Source organism: Mesorhizobium carmichaelinearum, assembly GCF_900199455.1.
GTDB classification, from domain to species: Bacteria; Pseudomonadota; Alphaproteobacteria; order Rhizobiales; family Rhizobiaceae; genus Mesorhizobium; species Mesorhizobium carmichaelinearum.
In genome coordinates this window covers 27,023-43,491 of record NZ_FZQR01000034.1, presented here as the reverse complement: position 1 = coordinate 43,491, position 16,469 = coordinate 27,023, and the positions used below count along the sequence as shown (strand labels likewise).

General features: G+C 55.8%; 14 protein-coding genes and 1 pseudogene. 11 read left to right on the top strand and 4 right to left on the bottom strand.

The features are described 5' to 3' along the window. Window positions 1-144: 144 nt before the first annotated feature. Entirely contained in the window at window positions 145-489 is a 345-nt protein-coding gene (locus tag CKW40_RS36735; protein ID WP_095204577.1) for a hypothetical protein, read from the bottom strand. After that, window positions 486-1,578 (bottom strand): annotated as a pseudogene (locus CKW40_RS36730) (IS5 family transposase). The gene CKW40_RS36735 and the pseudogene CKW40_RS36730 overlap by 4 nt, the downstream one beginning before the upstream one ends. A gap of 164 nt (window positions 1,579-1,742) precedes the next feature. Between CKW40_RS36730 and CKW40_RS36725 the strand changes: the two are divergent. Next, the gene (locus tag CKW40_RS36725; RefSeq protein WP_095204583.1) at window positions 1,743-2,138 is read left to right on the top strand and encodes a hypothetical protein; all 396 of its coding nucleotides are present in this window, start codon (window positions 1,743-1,745) and stop codon (window positions 2,136-2,138) included. A 1,018-nt stretch (window positions 2,139-3,156) separates the two neighbouring features. Beyond that, a complete protein-coding gene (locus CKW40_RS46205; protein WP_095204576.1) occupies window positions 3,157-3,414 on the top strand; it encodes an exopolysaccharide production repressor protein in 258 nt (85 codons plus the stop codon). A 156-nt stretch (window positions 3,415-3,570) separates the two neighbouring features. On the opposite strand, the gene CKW40_RS36715 is transcribed toward CKW40_RS46205, so the two are convergent. Beyond that, a complete protein-coding gene (locus CKW40_RS36715) occupies window positions 3,571-3,927 on the bottom strand; it encodes a VanZ family protein (RefSeq protein WP_095204575.1) in 357 nt (118 codons plus the stop codon). Window positions 3,928-4,009: 82 nt separating this feature from the next. After that, window positions 4,010-5,833 (bottom strand): glutamine--fructose-6-phosphate transaminase (isomerizing), encoded by a 1,824-nt coding sequence (gene glmS, locus CKW40_RS36710; RefSeq protein WP_095204574.1) that lies wholly within the window; start codon window positions 5,831-5,833, stop codon window positions 4,010-4,012. 871 nt (window positions 5,834-6,704) lie between these two features. Here glmS and nusG point away from each other — a divergent pair. From nusG to CKW40_RS36665, 9 genes are all read left to right on the top strand, one after another. Continuing rightward, window positions 6,705-7,268 carry a transcription termination/antitermination protein NusG gene (nusG, locus tag CKW40_RS36705; RefSeq protein WP_280175423.1) on the top strand — a complete coding sequence of 188 codons (564 nt, stop codon included), beginning with the start codon at window positions 6,705-6,707 and terminating at the stop codon, window positions 7,266-7,268. Window positions 7,269-7,707: 439 nt separating this feature from the next. Beyond that, on the top strand, window positions 7,708-8,991 hold the full coding sequence (locus tag CKW40_RS36700) for a sugar transferase (RefSeq protein WP_244571432.1): 1,284 nt from the start codon (window positions 7,708-7,710) through the stop codon (window positions 8,989-8,991). A 42-nt stretch (window positions 8,992-9,033) separates the two neighbouring features. Then, window positions 9,034-10,326, top strand: a complete 1,293-nt coding sequence (locus tag CKW40_RS36695) for a lipopolysaccharide biosynthesis protein (protein ID WP_244571433.1) — start codon at window positions 9,034-9,036, stop codon at window positions 10,324-10,326. Between the two features lie 30 nt (window positions 10,327-10,356). Beyond that, window positions 10,357-11,517, top strand: a complete 1,161-nt coding sequence (gene pseC, locus CKW40_RS36690) for a UDP-4-amino-4,6-dideoxy-N-acetyl-beta-L-altrosamine transaminase (protein WP_095204571.1) — start codon at window positions 10,357-10,359, stop codon at window positions 11,515-11,517. Next, window positions 11,514-12,215, top strand: a complete 702-nt coding sequence (gene pseF, locus CKW40_RS36685) for a pseudaminic acid cytidylyltransferase (RefSeq protein ID WP_095204570.1) — start codon at window positions 11,514-11,516, stop codon at window positions 12,213-12,215. Before pseC ends, pseF begins: the two co-directional genes overlap by 4 nt. 7 nt (window positions 12,216-12,222) lie before the next feature. Beyond that, window positions 12,223-13,350, top strand: a complete 1,128-nt coding sequence (gene pseG / locus CKW40_RS36680) for a UDP-2,4-diacetamido-2,4,6-trideoxy-beta-L-altropyranose hydrolase (RefSeq protein WP_095204569.1) — start codon at window positions 12,223-12,225, stop codon at window positions 13,348-13,350. Then, a complete protein-coding gene (gene pseH / locus CKW40_RS36675; protein WP_244571431.1) occupies window positions 13,347-13,901 on the top strand; it encodes a UDP-4-amino-4,6-dideoxy-N-acetyl-beta-L-altrosamine N-acetyltransferase in 555 nt (184 codons plus the stop codon). Before pseG ends, pseH begins: the two co-directional genes overlap by 4 nt. Window position 13,902: 1 nt before the next feature. Next, window positions 13,903-14,967 carry a pseudaminic acid synthase gene (pseI, locus tag CKW40_RS36670; RefSeq protein WP_095204568.1) on the top strand — a complete coding sequence of 355 codons (1,065 nt, stop codon included), beginning with the start codon at window positions 13,903-13,905 and terminating at the stop codon, window positions 14,965-14,967. Then, window positions 14,964-16,427, top strand: a complete 1,464-nt coding sequence (locus CKW40_RS36665; protein WP_095204567.1) for a capsular polysaccharide export protein, LipB/KpsS family — start codon at window positions 14,964-14,966, stop codon at window positions 16,425-16,427. Before pseI ends, CKW40_RS36665 begins: the two co-directional genes overlap by 4 nt. The last annotated feature ends 42 nt before the right edge of the window (window positions 16,428-16,469 follow it).

The window sequence follows — 16,469 nt, the reverse complement described above, 5'->3', positions numbered from 1 at the left end:
GATGACAAACCGCTCAGCGGCAGCGTAAGATCATTCATGGCGGGTGTGGTCTCCGGGAAATGGTTCGGATCGGCTTAAGCAACCAAATCCTACGTCATTTCAACGGCTTGCACCACATCCGCCAACCCCCATGAATTTTCCGGGCTAGCAGGCTGTTGAAGAAGTGTCCCGTCTGGCTTTGAGGACTGCCTCATCACCGTTGTGATAGGCGAATGTGATCTCGATGGAGCCGTCTTCGAGCAGTTCGGCGGAGCCATCGCCAGTGGCTTCGTCCATTTCGTCGAAGCCGGTCCATGTGAAGCAGACCGTCGAGAGGCTGTAGCTCAGATCGAGGCCGGCTTGCAGAGCGCCAAAGGCGATCTCACCGGTATTGTCGGCCCCGATGGTGACCATGGCGGGACCGCTGAGGTTGAGATAGCCGCAATCCCACAGATCGGCCTCGACGATACGCCAGCGGTCAATCAGCTTGCAGTCCGCCGGCGCGCTCATGTCGGCACCGCGATCAACTTGGGCAGCCGCACCAGATTGTAGGCGGCTGCAGCGAAGGTGAAGGCCCATCCGACACGATCTCGGCCACGGTACTTCGTCTTCTCCTGCCCGGCGATCGTTTTGATCCAGCCGAACGCCTCTTCGATCCGCTTGCGGATGCGCTGGCTGACGGCGTAGCCGCCGTGCCGGGTCGTGCGGCGATCGATAGCGGAACGGCGCCCGTTCGTGTTTTGCGCCACGTGCGGCGTCACCTTCATCGAGCGCAGTTCGTTGATGAAGTCCTGCGCATCATAGCCCTTGTCGCCACCGAGCGTGATTGCTCGCGGCCGGTCGGCTCGGGGTTCGATCATGTGCAGCGCCGCCACCCGTTCGGCATGCCCGTCGGCCGGCGTCAGGCAGGCATCGACCAGCAAACCGTGGCGGTTCTCCATCAACCCATGCCCCATGAAGCTGAGTTTGGCTTCCTTGCCTTTCCCCTTGCGGTAGAGCCGCGCATCGGGATCGGTCGTCGAGGCATGCGTCTCATTCGATCGCTTCTGGCCGTGGAAGTCCGCCTCCTCATTGCGCCCGCCGCCACCCGACGGTGGCTCATCCGAGCCGTCTTTCGGCTTGAAGCTCTTTATTGAGGCCCAAGCCTCAATCAGCGTGCCATCGACTGAGAAGTGATCCGTGGAGAGAAGCTTCTTCACCTTGGGCTGCGCCAGGACCGCGCTCAGAAACTTCGCCGCGATGTCGCCCTCCAGCAGCCGGTCGCGGTTCTTCGAGAACACAGAGTGATCCCAGGCCGCGTCGTCGACGCCGATGCCGACGAACCAAACGGAACAGAAGATCGTATTCCAGCCGCTCCATCAGGAGCCGTTCCGAGCGGATCGAATAGAACGCCTGCAACAGCATCGCCCGCAGAAGCTTCTCCGGCGGGATCGACGGCCGCCCGATCGGTGAATACAGCGCCGCGAAGTCCCGCTCCAACGCGGCCAGCGCCTCGTTCACGATCCGACGGATCGCGCGCAGTGGATGATCGCGCCGAACCCGCGCCTCGAGGTCCACATAGCTGAACAGTTCGCCAGTTCGATTGTCGCCGCCGCGCACGATTCAGCCTCCGAGTTCCTTCGGTGACAGTGAATCACGATCACAATCCGGCTGCGAGTGGCTTTTTCAACAGCCTGCTAGGGCGGTGACGTCATTTTTCGTTTGTGAGGCAATGGGCTTGCGGCGATCTTCAGCCGCGACAATCCACAACGAAAGCTATGCCCATGGAAGTCATGCAGGCGCTTGTGTTGACCAGCACCCAGCTGCGCGACATGCTGACGGAAGCTGCTCGAGAGGGAGCGAGTTTGGCCGTCGCGTCATTGCGTGCGGAACTCCATCAGACGCCCGACGACGCCACCCTCAAGAAACTCCGGGCCTACCTGGCGGACCCGGCCTGCCTTGCCAATCCGCAAGACCATTGGGAGCATAGCGAGCTCATCCGCGGGATTCAGCCGACGGCGCGCGGCAAGCCAAAATCCACGGCGTGGTTTATGCGATTCCAGAGGGAGACCGGACTGAACGAGTGCTTCACCCGTCCAAGTCCTGCCTATGGCCGCCGCAGAGAATGGTCTTTCGCCGATATCAGGCTGGCATGGGATGCCTACTACCGCAAAGGGTAAGCAGCGAGGCTACATCGCTTTATTATTTGTGCAAGGCTCGCGAAACTTCCGCAAAAGCCGAAGTGATCAAACAAGCGCGCCCAAACTATAAGAGCGCCGGCTCACAAAACATTGCTCACGCACGTAACTTACTTTGAAAGGTATGTCTTGACTTTTGGATTGGGAAGCGCTGTCTAGCCGTCTCTTGCTCCCAGGCTAGGGGTTCTTCAGTGACTGTTCGAATAAGGCTTCCCGGTGGCACGCTGAAGGTCAAGAATTATCGTGAACTGCGCGCTCGAGAACGTCAGAGGCGGATGCCCGTAGTCAAGCTCGGCCCAATCTACCTTATTTGGTGGTCCAATAGGCAAAAGCCAATCGACGATTAACCGCTAGGCTGACGGAGGCATCTGTGATCGCTTCGAAGAGGTAAGCCATGCGTTGTGATTGGCGAAGGGCATGGCACTTTCGTGCGAATGGCGCGTGCCGCGCAGTAATGTTATACAGGCGATCACCAAAAAAATAAGCTCGGATGAGGTAAATCCAGACAGATCTTAAGATGTGTAGGCAGATCGAGCTTCCGGCGGAAATCATTGCACAGACACGTATTTAAAACCTATGAACGGCGAAGTATGTTTTGACGCTGACTTTTGGTGTCAACTTTTGCGTTATCGGCAGCAGGTGTACTTGATACGTGATATCGACCAAACAATACGCGGCGCGATAATCCAGACGCGAGGAGTGAAAGAGTCCAACGTGGTGATAGGCAACGCTGCAATAGTATCGGTAGCAAATTTAGTTTCTATGGCGGTCACGTTACGCAGTGCATTGGTTCGGCAGTAGAATCATTCACCCTCGCGATCTTTATACGGAAACAATAAGACATAATGATCAATGATCAGGCGATGCCTCCAATGCTTGAGACAAAAGCAACTAAACGTAGACTGCTTGCTTGCAAGCTCGCGCGAAACATGAATATCTTAGTTCGCTTGTGCAGCCGGCGGGCAGGGCTTCGCGAGAGCGCGGCGTTGGGGTTGGGGATATGTATTTTCCAAGGTTTCTTGTCGGTGCGACGATCACTCTGCTGGTCGTCGTGATCTGGGTTTACCATACAACCGATTCGATCTGGCGTACGGTAGGCTGGGCGATGCTCATCGCTACAATTCTCCAGATAGGGTATTTTGCCGCTGTAGTGTTATTGATCTATCTCGACGTGTCCAAACCCGCCGAGACAATTGATTCTAGCACAGGCGATGAAACTGGGTCGCTTCCCATCAGGCGGGACGGCATATCACTCTGATACCGTTGAAGGCGTATGACCTTCGGAACCGTTTTGGCGAGAATGTTCGAGGCAACCACTGCATCCGCCGCGAACGAGGCTGCCTTCCCAATGTCGAGGGCAACAAGCCGGACAATAGCGCGTTTTCCGACGCCCGGGGCATAATACTGTGGATCATCAGGCAGTCCTTTCCCCCCAGATCGCGGCGGCGAGGCCACATGCCACGCCGACGCAATCAGCAACCCAGTCGAGCAAATCAACATCGCGAGCTATCAACGGCAACCCCTGGAGAACCTCGATGCCGGCGCCAACCAACGCAAGGAAGATAATCAGCCTCATCTTTCGCTCGGGCCAGCCGAGGCTTCCAAGGAACATCAGGACGGCGAACGCCGTGATGTGGTTCAACTTGTCGTAGTGAAAGCCGATGTCGATCCCAAAATCCTTTAGGCGAGGCAACGGCAACAACGCGAGTGCAAGGACGACAACCAGCATAACCCCAAAAGCGACCCGTTCGGCGACTTTGTAATATTTCATTCTGCTCCGCCCAAGTCTGAACCCTGACCACCGTTCGCTACGGGTTAGAAGGACGACTGCGGTGAACGCTGGGTTGAAAGGATCATTCGACGGTCACCGATTTGGCCAGATTGCGCGGCTGGTCGACATCCGTGCCCATGAACACGGCGGTGAAATAGGCGAGCATCTGGATCGGCAACGCATAAATGATCGGCGAGATGATTTCAGGCACGTCCGGCAGCACGATCGTCTCCATCGTCTTGACGCTTGTAAGTGCCGCACCCTTGCTGTCGGTGATCAGGATGATCTTGCCGCCGCGCGCCGCCACTTCCTGCATGTTCGACACGGTTTTCTCAAAAATGCGGTCATGCGGAGCGATGACGATGACCGGCATGTTCTCGTCGATCAGCGCAATCGGCCCGTGCTTCAATTCGCCGGCGGCATAGCCCTCGGCATGGATGTAGGAGATCTCCTTGAGCTTCAGCGCGCCTTCCATGGCGAGCGGGAAGTTGGTGTCGCGGCCGAGATAGAGCACATCCTTGTGGCTGGAGAGATCGCGCGAAATCCGTTCGATCTGCCCGTCGAGCTTCAGCACCTCGCTGGCGAAGCGCGGCGCTTCGGAGAGTTCGCGCACCAGCATCCGCTCCTGCTCGGGCGAGATGGTGCCGCGGGCGACGCCGGCCCGTACGGCCAGCGAAGCCAGAACCGAAAGCTGGCAGGTGAAGCCCTTGGTCGAGGCGACGCCGATCTCGGGGCCGGCGAGCGTCGGCAGCACGACGTCGGATTCGCGCGCCATGGTCGATTCCCGCACATTGACGACCGCGCCGATCTTCATGCCCGCCTTGCGGCAATAGCGCAGCGAAGCCAGCGTGTCGGCGGTTTCGCCCGACTGGGAGATGAACAAGGCCGCGTCGTTCGAGGATAAAGGCATCTCGCGGTAGCGGAACTCCGAGGCGACATCGATGTCGACCGGCAGCCGCGCATAGCGCTCGAACCAGTATTTGCTGATCAGGCCGGCGAGATAGGCGGTCCCACAGGCCGAGATCGCCAACCGGTCGATTTTGCCAAAATCGAACGGCAGATCGAGCGGCTTCGAGACGCCGGAGACGAAATCGACATAATGCGCCAGCGTGTGCGAGATCACCTCCGGCTGCTCATGGATTTCCTTTTCCATGAAGTGCCGGCGGTTACCCTTGTCGACCATGAAGCTGGTGGAGAGCGACTGCTGACGTTTGCGGTCTACCTTGTTGCCGTCGATGTCGTAGATCACGACGCTGTTGCGGCGCACCACCGCCCAGTCACCATCTTCCAGATAGGTGATCGAGTTGGTGAAGGGCGCGAGCGCGATGGCATCCGAGCCCAGGAACATCTCGCCGTCGCCGTGGCCAACGGCGAGCGGCGGACCGTTGCGGGCGCCGACGATCAGATCCTCGTCGCCCTTGAACATGACCGCCAGCGCGAAGGCGCCGTGCAGCCGCTTCAGTGCCTGGTGCGCCGCCGCGACCGGCTTCAGTCCCTTGGCCAGTTCACGCGCCACCAGATGCGCGACGACCTCGGTGTCGGTCTGCGAGGAGAAAGTATAGCCGTCGCGCATCAGCTCATCGCGCAATTCTGCGAAATTCTCGATGATGCCGTTGTGGACGATGGCAACCCCGTCGGAAAAATGCGGATGCGCGTTGGTTTCGTTCGGCACGCCATGCGTCGCCCAGCGCGTGTGGCCGATGCCGATCGTGCCGTCGAGCGGCTCTTCCTTCAACCGGCGCTCGAGGTTGATCAGCTTGCCTTCGGCACGGCGGCGGCCGAGCTCGCCATTCTCGATGGTAGCGACGCCGGCCGAGTCATAGCCGCGGTATTCGAGCCGTTTCAGGGCATCGACAATGAGCGACGCAACCTGCGTTTGGCCGACAATTCCAATGATACCGCACATGCAGACAGTTCCTTCAATTCACTACAGAAAGCCGACCTAGCTCGCAGCGTTGTCAGTCTCTGGCCATGTGGAAAACTGAGCCCGACCGTACAGTTGCACAACGTGTTGCTATAAATAACCAACAAATGTTAGGAAAGAACAACAACAGAACCACACAACAGAATTAGGCAATCCTGCCTAGACGCCAAGTCTGAAACAACCGATAGTTCATTACGTTGACAGAAACGTGACAAGTCGCCTCTCTTTGCGATTATAAAGAATAAACAGTCGAGCGCTACAACACAGCGCCATAAACGATGCTGTCTCACGCGCTGAAACGAGTCACTCACTTTTAAAACTCTACCATAGGCAATGGGCCTTAGCGCATCATTTTACAACCGACAAGAACGGATGAAAAACAAAGTCAGAGATTGAAGATGTAGTGCTGAGGCAGAGGAGCGCGAGCCGGCGCTTAACAACGCGTGGAAACCCTGTCAAGCCCGCCACAAACCTTCCTTGACGCGATTATTATTTAATCGATTGTACCGACAAAGCGTATCAGTCAAGACTTGCGTTTCACGTACAAGCATCATATGGCTCCGCAATATCGACAAGGCCGAACTTTTTGTTACCCAAAGCTTTGGCGCGCTTACAATGCGACAACGCGATATGACAAACGCAGCTATCACACGAGTATGAGATACCGTGCATAACAATCGCTACAGGGAATAGATGAAATATTAGTGCCAGCTAATTTGTCGTCATGAATAACAAAAGTATTTCATAATCTTTCCAACAATGCCACTTGTTAGGAAAATAGTTCCTTGCGAGTCTGGAAGATGTAGAATAAATGATCCGCCCATAGCGGTCAAAGAAATGTGGAATCAGTATTGTGACTCTCTCAGGACTGGCGAGCACCGAGTGGAGTGCCTTTCAGAATTCTCCAGCCACAGATAATGGCGTTAGGTGGTATGTTGCCGGTGTATCTATGGGCAAAGAGACCATAGCTGAACAACACCTCAACAGACAGGGCTTTGTTTCATTCGTGCCGCGTAGCAAGAGAACAGTTCGTCACGCTCGACAGCTCTCAACGCGGACGGCAGCATATTTTCCCGGGTATATGTTTGTCGCCATAGACGTTACCCTTCAACGCTGGCGCTCGATCAACGGAACTATCGGCATTCGTTCTTTGATCATGCAAGGGGATAGGCCATCGCCGGTCCCTATTGGGTTGGTCGAGCGCTTCATTGCATTAACCGGCAAAGATGGCCTGCTTGATTTCAGCGGTGGCCTCAAACCGGGATCTTCTGTTCGAATTCTATCGGGACCTTTCGCGGAGTTGATAGGTCGCCTTGATCGGCTTGATTCCACAGGGCGGGCCCGCGTTCTCGTCGCCATCATGAATGGCGAAATTCCTATTGATCTGGAATCGAGCGGTCTTGTCGTAATTGCGTGATCAAAGCGCTTTATTGGTCGCTTGCTTGATCCCCCTCGTTGCATGTGAAAACTCCCCGCTTCACCCGGGAGTGCGGTAGCCGTGGTCTTGCACATTCGTCAAAGGACTTTGCTCGGCGCGGGCAGAACAAGACCGTTAGTCCGGGCTGGACGGACTACACACTGGTTGGATTTCATTTGAAGATTTCATGGATGAGCCTTCAGACGGAGCATGTTGTGCCTGTCATTTAAGGCAGTAGCTGGAATGTCGTGTCTGATCGGCTTGCCGATCGGCACAGACCAGGGTGACAAAAGGCGTCAATCGTTCCCGCTCTCGCGGCAAAATACCCGATTTCCACTTCTTCGCTGGGAAGAAGTCGGCAAACGACTTCGCGGCTTGTGCCATTTCATGCTGCCATGACAACAACTATCTCAAGACAAAATAACCGGACAGATAGTCTATGAACATGAATGTTCGCGCCGTCAATTTGCCAAACCAAAGACATCTTCTGTTGCGGATGCGCTTTCAATTGGTGGGCGGTTTGATGTTTGCCATCGTTGTGCCTGCTCTGATTCGTCTTTCGATAGGGTACGGCGTTATTTATTCATCAAATATGCAGATCACGATCGTCGCTGCGGTTATCGCACATATCATTGGCTACATGTCATACCGCCGGATCGCGAATTTTCCCGGGGTAGCAGCAACTGGATACATTCTGCCTACCTTTGCGTTAGCCTACGGCCTCGTGTTTTTGACGATTTTCTTTTTGCGAATTGACTACAGCCGGTTCCAGGCGGCCGCCAGCTTCTTTCAGTCAACATTTTGGTACTTTGCGATAAGCGTGGTGACGCGGCGGCTCGATCCGTACCGACTGGCTGTAGTCCCTGGGGGAAACGTCGATCGGCTCGGAAATATACCCGGCGTGGCCTGGCATTGGATACGTTCGTCTGACGAAATTGTAAAACATGCAAGCGGAGTGGTCGCAGACCTTCGGGCTGATCTTTCAGACGAGTGGGAGCGCTATATTGCCGATCGAGCGCTTTCCGGCACGCCGGTCTATCATATCAAGCAGATCAGCGAGTCCCTGACAGGGCGTGTCGAGATCGAACACCTTTCAGAAAACACTCTGGGCTCTCTAAATCCGAATCAGGCCTATTTGAAGATAAAGCAGGTGATCGATTGGGCTGCGGCATTGGCTGCTCTGATTCTTCTTTCGCCGGCGCTCTTATTGGTCGCCGTGTTGGTCAGACTTGAGTCAAGTGGAGCTGCGTTGTTTAAACAGGAGCGGATGGGCTACAGAGGCAACGTGTATAGGGTCTACAAATTTAGGACGATGAGAGTTGGCGCTCGCGGTACTGATGAGAAGGAACAGGCAATTACAAAAGACGGTGACGCGCGTATTACTCGATTAGGGCGGTTGTTGAGAAAGTCGAGGATCGACGAACTGCCACAAGTTATCAATATCCTGCGCGGAGAAATGAGCTGGATAGGACCTCGACCCGAGGCGCTCGTTCTTTCGAGATGGTACGAGGCTGAATTACCTTTTTATAGGTATCGGCATATCGTTCGGCCGGGAATTACAGGGTGGGCACAAGTGAATCAGGGCCATGTTGCGGCCGTGGGAGAGGTCCTAGAGAAACTTCACTACGATTTCTACTATATCAAGAACTTCTCGCCGTGGCTGGATCTGCTAATTGTGTTCCGGACAATTAGGACGGTCCTGACCGGCTTTGGCGCTCGTTGAATGGCTGGGAGTGCAAGGTCAAGCCGAGGCTGGGCGTTGAACATGGTATCGGCGCCCCTGCAGCGGGGAGATGAGCGCTTGGTTGCCGGAGCAGCCCGTCTGCTGAATATAGGTTTGCGTTTCGGCACTCTGTTGACCCGGTTTCTGTTCGTATTCTTCCTGGCCAGGTACATCGATCCGACGTCGGTCGGATACTACGGGCTTTTCACAGCCACCGTCAGTTACGGTCTATATATGGTCGGCTTGGATTTTTATGTCTTCCTTTCGAGGGAGATACTGCAAGTCTCTGACGACCAGCGAGGGGCCATGCTGAAGGGCCAATTGACGTTATGCGGCCTTCTTTACGTGATTGTACTGCCAGCCTTTGTCCTGATCTTAATGCTCGAGGGCTGGTCAACGTCCCTTCTATGCTGGTTCGTTCCAATTCTGGCACTGGAGCATTTCAACCAGGAAGTGTCCCGTCTGCTGGTCGTGTTGTCGGACCAGGTTGCGGCGAGCATAACGTTATTCGTGCGCCAGGGCAGCTGGGCGATCGCCGTTGTAACCCTGATGATCGGATTTCCAGAAAGCCGGAACCTCAACGTCATTATGGCGCTCTGGGCATGCGCGGGGCTTGCTGCAGGAGCGCTGGGTATTTGGAGACTAAGGCAACTCCCGATTGGTGGTTGGTCGAAACCGATCGATTGGCGCTGGGTCGGAAAAGGGATCTCGGTCAGCGCGGCCTTCCTGGTTTCGACCCTCGCTTTGCGCGGTATCCAGACAGCCGATCGATATTGGATGGAGAGCCTGGGCGGCATTGAAGCGGTCGGCGCTTATGTGTTGTTCCTCGGAGTTGCAGGAACGCTTATGGTCTTTCTGGATGCGGGCGTGTTCTCGTTCAGTTATCCCGCACTGATCAGTCACAGCCACAAGCAGGAATACAGTCTGGCCCGTAAGACGGTTCAGCAAATGTTTTTTCAGACCGTGGCCATGTCGGTTGCGTTTGGCCTCGTAAGCTGGGCGTTGCTGCCTTACCTGCTACATTGGGTGGGAAAGGCGGTCTATCAAGATGCCGTCGGCCTATACCCATGGGTGCTACTTGCCGCGATCACCAATGCCGTCGGTATGGTGCCTCACTATGCTCTCTATGCCCGTGGGTTCGACAAACCCATCATCTACAGTCATATCGCCGCATTGCCGGTATTTGTCATATCCACCTGGTGCCTCAGCAAAAGCCACGCCGAACTAGCTGTTCCCATCAGCATGACGATCTCGTTCACTCTGATCATGATTTGGAAAGCGGTCGCCTACCACCGCCTCGACACAAATCACTTACCGCCAAAGTCGTCGGCATAATTCAAACTTTTGCTAAATACAGGCGAACCTATGATCCGCTACGGACAGCAAGATATTACGCAGGCTGACATCGATGCCGTTGTGGGCGTTCTGACGTCCGCCAACCTTACTCAAGGCCCCAATATTCCGAAGTTTGAGCGGAGTGTGATAGCGCGCACTGGTGCCAGGCATGGGGTGGCCGTCAACAGCGCAACCTCGGCACTTCACATCGCCTGTCTGGCGCTGGACCTAGGGCCTGGAGACTTTCTCTGGACCTCGCCGAACACTTTTGTGGCCACGGCGAATTGCGCGCTCTATTGCGGCGCTCAAGTGAGCTTCGTGGATGTCGACCCGCGTACTTATAACCTCTGTCCTCGGGCCTTGGAGGAAAAGCTCATTGAAGCTGAAAAGGTCGGCCGCCTGCCGAAAATTGTGGCCCCGGTTCACCACACCGGCCAGCCCTGCGACATGGAGGCCATTCACGCCCTTGGTGAAAAGTACGGGTTCAAGATCCTCGAAGATGCCTCGCATGCCATCGGCGCCCGCTACAAGGGAGATCCGGTCGGAAGCGGCCAATACAGCGACATCACCGTGTTTAGTTTTCATCCAGTAAAGATCATCACAACCGCTGAAGGTGGGATGGCCTTAACGAACAATGATGAGCTGGCAACGCGCTTGAGCCTACTGCGAAGTCACGGCATCACGCGAGAGCCAGCACTCATGACGCAGGAAATGGATGGCCCTTGGTATTATCAACAGGTGGCTCTCGGCTACAATTACCGTATGACGGACATGCAGGCTGCCCTAGGCGTGAGCCAAGTTGCTCGCCTGACCCATTACGTGAAGCGGCGACACGAGATCGCGGACCGTTACAACAAGCTCTTGGCCAACCTGCCGCTGACGCTGCCGTGGCAACATCCAGATAGCTACTCTGCCTATCATTTGTATGTGATCCGGCTGCAGCTGGAGGAGATAGGCGTGTCGCATCTAGAGGTTTTCGAGGCAATGCGCGCCAGGGACATCATGGTCAACCTGCATTACATCCCGGTGCATACCCAACCTTATTATCAGAAGATGGGTTTCCGGAACGGCGACTACCCGGAGGCTGAGCGCTATTACCGGGAGGCTATCAGTATCCCAATGCACCCGGCATTGACCGACGCGGACCAGGAGTTCGTGGTTAAGGTGCTACGCGAGGCTATGGGGCTATGAGGCTTGCCGTGATTCCTGCACGGGGCGGTTCGAAGCGCATCCCACGCAAGAACATCCGCACCTTTTGCGGGCTGCCGATAGTTGCGTGGTCAATTCGCGCAGCCGTACAGAGCGCCTGTTTCGATCGTATCATTGTCAGCACGGACGATATTGAGATCGCCGAGGTCGCAAAAGAATACGGCGCAGAAGTGCCTTTTTTGCGCCCGAGCGAACTGTCTGACGACCACACTGGAACTGTTCCCGTTGTGGCACATGCCATCCAATGGCATGCGACGGAGGGTGCTCCTGCCAGACAGGTCTGTTGCATCTATGCCACTGCGCCATTTGTGCAGGCGAGCGACCTGCGACAGGGTCTAGAGATCCTTTGGGCGACCGAGGCCGACTTCGCCTTCTCGGTGACGAGTTACGCCTTTCCCATTCACAGGGCGTTGCGTATCACGTCAGGTCAACGCGTGGCGATGTTCCAGCCGGAGCATCTTGGGAGCCGCTCGCAAGACCTTGAGAAGGCCTGGCACGATGCGGGTCAATTCTACTGGGGTCGCGCTGAGGCTTGGCTCGAGAACAAGCCTGTGTTGGGGCAGGGCAGCGTCCCTGTGTTCTTGCCACGCCATCGTGTGCAAGACATCGACACACCCGAGGATTGGAAGCGGGCGGAACTTATGTTCCAGATCCTAAACCAGGACACGGGACCGGAATGATCCAAAAATGTCCCCGCGGCGATTGAAACGCGTGCAGGTCGCCTTTCGAACTGATGCCTCGATCGAGATTGGCACTGGTCATGTCATGCGCTGTCTTACGCTGGCTGACGCGCTTCGCGAGCGCGGGGCGGAATGCCAGTTCATTTGCCGTCTACACAATGGCCACCTTATGGATCTCATAGCAGAGCGCGGATACATGGCCGTCGCGCTGCCCAAGCCGCCTAAGGAGGCCATTAAGACGTGTGCGGTTCCACCCCATGCCTACTGGCTGGGGACGGACTGGGCTCGAGATGCGCAAGAGACGTGCCAGGCCATCGCGGCTGTGGATTGTCTGATCGTAGATCACTACGGGCTAGACCGCCGCTGGGAGGAAGAGCTTCGTTCTGCCTGTCGGCACCTGATGATCATTGACGACCTGGCTGACCGCCCGCACAATTGCGATCTGTTGCTCGACCAGAGCCTCGGTCGCACCGAACAGGACTACAATGGCCTGCTGAGTGCCCACGCCATCACATTGCTCGGACCGGACTATGCGCTACTGCGGCCTGAGTTCGCAGAGCTGCGCGGAGAAAGTCTTGCTCGTCGGCTTCAACCGAAACTCGAGCACGTACTCGTAACCATGGGCGGTGTAGACAGGGAGAACGTCACGGGCCTTGTATTGGATGCGCTCGATCTCTGCACCTCACCCTCTAATCTGCGGATCACGGTCGTCATGGGGCCGCATGCGCCTTGGTTGCCGCAGGTGCGTGCCAGAGCCCTTAGAATGCAGAGGCCCACCCAAGTACTGACAGGCGTACGTGACATGGCTCGGCTGATGGTGGGCAGTGATCTGGCGATCGGTGCGGCGGGGAGCACCACTTGGGAACGTTGCAGTCTGGGTTTGCCTACAATACAGATCGCGTTAGCTGACAACCAAAAAGAAATGGCCGCAGTCCTCGCGAAAAGAGGTGCGGTCATCGGCACCGCCTCTAAAGAGGACCTTTCAGCCGATCTTCCAAACTTGCTATCTATACTCGGCACAGATCAGTTAAAATCACTCGTAAGCTCTTCAGCATTGGTCTGCGCCGGCGGGGGAGCGGCAACCGTAGCGGACCATCTCTTGCGACTTTCGCTCGAAACGTTGGAGGGCACGTGAGCAGCTTGGGAAAACTCCGAGCCATAGAGGATGACGAGCTTGAACTCATGCGTTCTTGGCGCAATGCACCTGCTGTACGCGCCAACATGTATACCAGACATGAAATCTCACAAGCGGAGCATCTTTCCTGGTGGAAACAAACTAGCGGATGTGACGATCAAAAATACTTTATGTACGAGTGCAACGGCATCGGACATGGTATTGTAGGGATCACGTCAATAGATGTTCTTAATGCCAATTGTTCGTGGGCCTTTTATGCGTCAACGGACGCGCCAAAGGGCGTAGGATCCCGCATGGAATACCTCGCGTTAGAGTATGTTTTTGGTCAGATGGGATTGCACAAATTGTACTGCGAGGTTCTGGCTTTTAACGAGGCGGTGATCAAGTTGCATCAGAAGTTTGGTTTTCGGGTCGAAGGTGTATTTCACCAGCATCATTCGATCGATGGTAAATATGTCGATATCTACAGGTTAGGGTTACTCGCGCCGGAATGGTCAAGCATCCGTAACAACTTGTACGCCAAGCTATCTGAAACTCAAACGGGGCGGTGAAATGGGCCACGAAATCCAGATCGCCGGGCGCCGGATCGGCCCGGATCAGCCTCCCTATGTCATTGCCGAACTGTCAGCCAACCACAACGGCAGAATCGAAACGGCGTTACGCATCGTCGAGGAGGCCAAGAGGGCCGGAGCAGATGCCGTCAAGCTGCAGACCTACAAACCCGACACGATCACGCTCGATAGCGACGGCGAGGAGTTCCGCATCAAGGGCGGTTTGTGGGATGGGCGCACGCTCTATGATCTCTATCAGGAAGCGCATATGCCCTGGGATTGGCACAAGCTCCTCTTCGATCATGCCCGCAAGGCGGCCATTACCATCTTCAGCTCGCCCTTCGACAGTACGGCGATTGATCTCCTGGAAGACCTGAATGCGCCAGCTTACAAGATCGCCTCGTTCGAAGCTGTCGATCTGCCGTTGATCAAATACGCCGCCAGCACAGGCAAGCCGATGATCATCTCGACCGGCATGGCGGATGCGGAGGAGATTCGGGAAGCCATCGACGCTGCGCGGGAAGGCGGCTGCAGGGAATTGGCCATTCTGCACTGCGTCAGCGGTTATCCGGCTCCGGCTGATGACTACAATCTGCACACGATGCGCGACATGATTGAGCGGTTCGGACTGGTCACGGGCCTTTCTGATCATACGCTGGACAATACTACCGCCATTACCAGTGTGGCCTTGGGGGCCTCGATCATCGAAAAGCACTTCACCCTCGACCGCGGCGGCGGTGGGCCAGACGATAGCTTCTCGCTGGAACCTACCGAAATGGCGGCCTTGTGCGCCGGCGCGAAAACGGCCTGGCAGGCGCTCGGCAAAGTGGACTACGGGCGCAAATCGAGCGAGCAGGGGAACGTCAAGTTTCGCCGGTCGCTGTATTTTGTACGGGACCTAAAGGCAGGGGATGTCATTACGCGAGACAGCGTACGCAGCGTCCGACCCGGGTTTGGGCTTGCGCCTAAGAATCTCGAAGCAGTGTTGGGCCGTACAGTGACCCGGGACATTCGTTCGTCGACGGCCGTACTCCCTGAACTGATCGATAGCTGGCCGCCACGATGAACGTTCTCCTTCTGTCAAATAGCGCGCCGAACTACTTTCATTTCTTCAACGCACTCGCGGCGCGGTTCAGCAACGACGGCGCCACCGTAGCTGTTGCAGTAGACAGCGCGTTTTCTCGCGAAGAGAACGGCTTGGATTCCGCGGGCTTTGCTGCGATCTATGACTTCTCGTCCTTCTTTGCGAACCATCATGTCGATTTCGATATTCTAGCCCGCTATGCCGGATATGATTTGAACTCTGCCCTACTATCCGACTTCGAGCGTGCGCAGGTCTACGGGATCTGGGGAGAGGGTGCCGACCTCGATTTCTTCGATCACCTAAAAAGCGCCCTGCTAACGTATTTCGAGGAGATATTCGACAAGCATGGCACAGAGCTCGTCTTGTATGAAAATGTCTCCAACACGTTTGCGCATTTCGCGCTTTTCGTAGCCCAGGAACGGCACGCCGTTTATTTTGGTTTAGGCGGCTCTCGCCTACCCGGTCGCTTTTCCGTTTCTGCAGATCCTTTGGCGGATGACTCTGTCGAGAAAGCATTTGCTGGAATTCGAAATGGTCAAAAGACAGTGGCGCCGGATGTTCACCAGTGGGTAGAGAACTACATCACCAACATAGAAACGATCGTTCCCGATTACATGAAAATCAATGGGCTGGAACGTATCGCCTTGATTAAGCGGTACTTTCGGCGTGGCCGCTTCGGTAGGATCAAGGCACTCGTACGCCACGCGTCCGACAGCCGTACCAATTCGTTCCAGATCGGCAATCCCCTGCGCACACATGTAAGCCTCTTTCTGCGCAATGTGCGTCGTCGTCTCAAAGTCGGCAGGGTTCGCAGCATGTATCAAAAAGCGGTGGCTGGTGAACGGTTTCTTTTGTACCCGATCCACTTCCACCCTGAAGCCTCGACATCCATCCTCGCTGGGGCCTACCTCGACGAATATGAAGTCATCCGCAACATTGCCTTCAGTCTGCCCGAGGGCGTCCGCTTGTATGTCAAGGATCATATGAGCGCTTGGGCATACCCCTCGCTCAAATTTTACCAACGTATTCGGTCTCTTCCCAATGTAAGGTTGCTGGGGCCGGACGAACCGACAAAGCAACTGATCAAATCGTCTGTCGGAGTCATCACTCTCACAAGCACTGTCGGTTACGAGGCGCTTCTGCTTAAAAAGCAGGTGTTTCTCTATGGGCGTGTATTTTACGAATTTCACAAGGGCGTCGTCCCGGTAGTAAATCCTGCCAATCTCCGTCGCACTATATCAGACAGCCTGGCCTCTACGACGAGCTGGGACGACCAGTATAATCATGACTTCGTCTGCGCCTATTGGCTGTCGACCTTGCCAGGAGCACTTAATCTTATGCTCGATCGTGAGCCAGCCGCTCAAGCTGCCGAGCACATCTATCGTGAGTTGCTAAAGTCTGGGCGATTGCACGGATACCCACCGGTAAAGAGCGCAGCTTAAAGGGCGCGCCTAAGTAGCTACGGCTCCCGCCTTAAGGTGCGG

Coding starts and splice junctions, on each gene's coding strand:
- CKW40_RS36725 (WP_095204583.1), top strand. CDS start 1,743: ATGGAAGTCATGCAGGCGCTTGTGTTGACCAGCACCCAGCTGCGCGAC.
- CKW40_RS36700 (WP_244571432.1), top strand. CDS start 7,708: ATGAACATGAATGTTCGCGCCGTCAATTTGCCAAACCAAAGACATCTT.
- CKW40_RS46205 (WP_095204576.1), top strand. CDS start 3,157: ATGTATTTTCCAAGGTTTCTTGTCGGTGCGACGATCACTCTGCTGGTC.
- pseI (WP_095204568.1), top strand. CDS start 13,903: ATGGGCCACGAAATCCAGATCGCCGGGCGCCGGATCGGCCCGGATCAG.
- CKW40_RS36665 (WP_095204567.1), top strand. CDS start 14,964: ATGAACGTTCTCCTTCTGTCAAATAGCGCGCCGAACTACTTTCATTTC.
- CKW40_RS36695 (WP_244571433.1), top strand. CDS start 9,034: ATGGTATCGGCGCCCCTGCAGCGGGGAGATGAGCGCTTGGTTGCCGGA.
- pseC (WP_095204571.1), top strand. CDS start 10,357: ATGATCCGCTACGGACAGCAAGATATTACGCAGGCTGACATCGATGCC.
- CKW40_RS36735 (WP_095204577.1), bottom strand. CDS start 489: ATGAGCGCGCCGGCGGACTGCAAGCTGATTGACCGCTGGCGTATCGTC.
- pseF (WP_095204570.1), top strand. CDS start 11,514: ATGAGGCTTGCCGTGATTCCTGCACGGGGCGGTTCGAAGCGCATCCCA.
- pseG (WP_095204569.1), top strand. CDS start 12,223: ATGTCCCCGCGGCGATTGAAACGCGTGCAGGTCGCCTTTCGAACTGAT.
- CKW40_RS36715 (WP_095204575.1), bottom strand. CDS start 3,927: ATGAAATATTACAAAGTCGCCGAACGGGTCGCTTTTGGGGTTATGCTG.
- glmS (WP_095204574.1), bottom strand. CDS start 5,833: ATGTGCGGTATCATTGGAATTGTCGGCCAAACGCAGGTTGCGTCGCTC.